The sequence below is a fragment of the Marinobacter manganoxydans MnI7-9 genome, from assembly GCF_000235625.1.
Classification (GTDB): domain Bacteria; phylum Pseudomonadota; class Gammaproteobacteria; order Pseudomonadales; family Oleiphilaceae; genus Marinobacter; species Marinobacter manganoxydans.
The window spans coordinates 1-2,637 of sequence record NZ_AGTR01000021.1; the positions used below are offsets into that span (position 1 = coordinate 1).

The following is a 2,637-nucleotide window of genomic DNA, read 5'->3' on the forward strand; positions in this document are numbered from 1 at the left end:
AAAGCACTTTCGCTCGTCCAGTAAAAAAACCAGCTCGGGAAGATGGTCAAGTGTGCGCCTGAAAAGCTCGCCTTTTAGCGGGTTAGACCAGTCCGTAGTCGCCCTCGAACGGCTTTGTCTTCGTTCCAAAACTTTGTCACCAACAGCCTGAATTAAATCATCGACATCGTAGGGTTTTTTTAGATAATCGCAGGCACCTAGTTTGAATGCTTGCCTTACGATGCGATAGTCGGAATGGCCGCTCATAATGATGACCTGAGAATCAATGCCGGTCTCTTTCAACCAAGCCATAATCTCTAAACCGCTCTTCCCCGGCATCCGGATATCCAACAAAATCAGATCATAGGCATTATCTTGCAGCTGCTGGCAGACGGCGTCGCCATCCATGGCCTCGTCCACCTCAAATCCTTTGTCACGCAGTATCGAGCATAAGCTTTCGAGCAAGCGCGGCTCATCGTCAGCAACAAGCAGCCGCCCCAAACGCTCTGACGCTCCGCTTGCGTCGGCGGAAAAAAGACGACCGTCATCACTGACGTTGTTTTTACTATGGGTCTGCAAGGTTCACACCAGTAATATCGAGCAAGCGATTTGATTCATCGAACCTAAGAATTATACCAACATGTACATTTTTACGTCAGTAAAAGCGACTAATGTTTTCCTCTCTCACTTTTGGCCGTAGACACAAGCGACAAGCGTTCATAAATTGTGTGTTGTAGATTGCTGGGCACATCCATTCTGTTAATCCCCCAACGTAAGCGATTCGCCACAATTTCTGTATTTGCTTGCTACCGTTGCTCACAGCTATATTCATCCAACCCGAGTCGACTCAGAAGACGCAAACATTCTTCGCTTTTTCCCTCGCCAGCTGCTTTGAGCGCTGCTGTGCGCATCACGATCAGCGACTCGCGGGTGGCGGCCCGAGGAAGAATATGCACAGCCCCGATGAGTTCCCTGAGCGGGATTGGTAGATGCCATTGCACCTTCAGACGATTTCCAAAGGTAGGAGCCCAGGTCCCCAACCCACCTTCAATATGCTCTTCCGAAATGGAGCAGTTTTGGTCAATTGCCTCTTGCATCACCTTGAGCACTGCCAACTCACCAATGCGACTGAGCAGTGCAGCTACATGAATCTCCGCCGCGTTGATTTCAAGCCTCGCTGCAACCAGTTCGGCCTCGCGGGCCGTTTTTTCGGCGAGTTCAATAAACGCCTCGGCCCTCTCCGCAAGACGCGGGTCGCGCATGTGTCCGGATATATTCAACGACAATGCCATTGCTTGCCGGAGTGCCATATCGATCCCCAAGGTTGCAATGGCATCACGCAAATTACGGACGGGTTCACCGGTCTTTTTGAAAGATGCAGTGTTCGCGACATCCAGCAGACGAGATGTCAGCGCCATTTCGTCATTCCAGCGCTCGGCAAGCTGGGATGGATAGAGATCCTGACGACGTTCCATCAGTTTGATGACATCAGCCGTATTAATCTCGCAAGGAAGCTGGATGACCGTATCGACCGAGGATCGTAATCGTTGCTCCAGATCGATGGGTGACTGCTGCTCAAAAGCTTCCTGGTCAACCAGTGATTTCAGCCTTTCGTGAAGGAGCGACACATCGAAAGGTTTTACGATGTAGCTATTGATGCCGTGGTGTGCTGCCTGGCGCACAGATTTGCGATCCGAACGACTGGAAATCAAGACAACCGGTGTTTGTTTGTCATTTTCGCGAACGGCTCTTGCACAGGCCAGGCCCGACCCATCCGGTAGGCTCCAGCCAGTAATTATCAAGTCAGCACCGTTTTCCCTCCAATACGCCAGAGCGCTCTCCATGGTCCCCGTTACAAAAACAGTGCCACCCGGATAGAGACCGCCAACAACTGTCTCCAAAAGGTCGGCCATCATTACGTCGTGCTCCAGAATTAACGTCCTCAATGGGGGGTTCCTTCAAGCCTGATAGAGAAAAAGGGACAGCCAATCAGATCGGTTTTTGCATACCGTGCAGCTGCCTGTCAGCAGTGTGGGACGTGGTGGCCGAAGAAAAATCGTAGAGGTTATCAAGCCGGGCTCGCCTCTTTTTCAAGCATCCCCGCAATCGCGCCACGTATCCTGTCGAACTGCGGCTCTTCCAGCAGCAGAACTTGACGAAGTTCCTCTTCGGTCAGAGTGGGGTGATTGACGTGACGCAATACCTCGCGGGTACCCAGCATAATTCCATCGCAGAGCGGGGTAGAATACTGCATCGGCGTTGGACGCGTCGTTGCAGGCAAACTGGCTTGGAAGCTAGAGGGTAAGCTCCACTTCTGGGCCACCAGTCGGGCGATTGCCCAATCGAACTGGCTGAAAACCGCACGAAACAGACTGGGGGGTACCTCCTCTCGGTTGCAGCGGTCTTTGTAAAGCCTTTCCACTTCACGTCGAAGGGTGATGTAAGAGAGCGCCGGCAGTAAGCCCAATAGAAAGTGAGCACCGCTGTCCACACCTTTCGAGATGGCAACTGCTTCCGCTGATCTGGCGCATGTCATGCCCCACTGCCAGACTCGCTCACTGAACAGCGCTTCGGCATTGTCCCGCGCGGCCAGCATGGGTTGCATGATGGAAGCCGACACGACATTCCGAATGCCTCTGTGCCCTAACAGAAAGACCG

Annotated in this window: 3 protein-coding genes; all 3 read right to left on the bottom strand. The window is 52.5% G+C overall.

Features of this window, described 5'->3' with window-relative positions; translation table 11 throughout:
• On the bottom strand, nt 1–558 hold a 558-nt coding region (locus KYE_RS05580; protein ID WP_008171281.1), incomplete at its 3' end, for a response regulator.
• A 227-nt stretch (nt 559–785) separates the two neighbouring features.
• Entirely contained in the window at nt 786–1,925 is a 1,140-nt protein-coding gene (locus tag KYE_RS05585) for an HDOD domain-containing protein (protein WP_039881877.1), read from the bottom strand.
• A 122-nt stretch (nt 1,926–2,047) separates the two neighbouring features.
• The coding region (locus KYE_RS05590) for an HDOD domain-containing protein (protein WP_008171283.1) at nt 2,048–2,637 on the bottom strand (590 nt) is incomplete at its 5' end.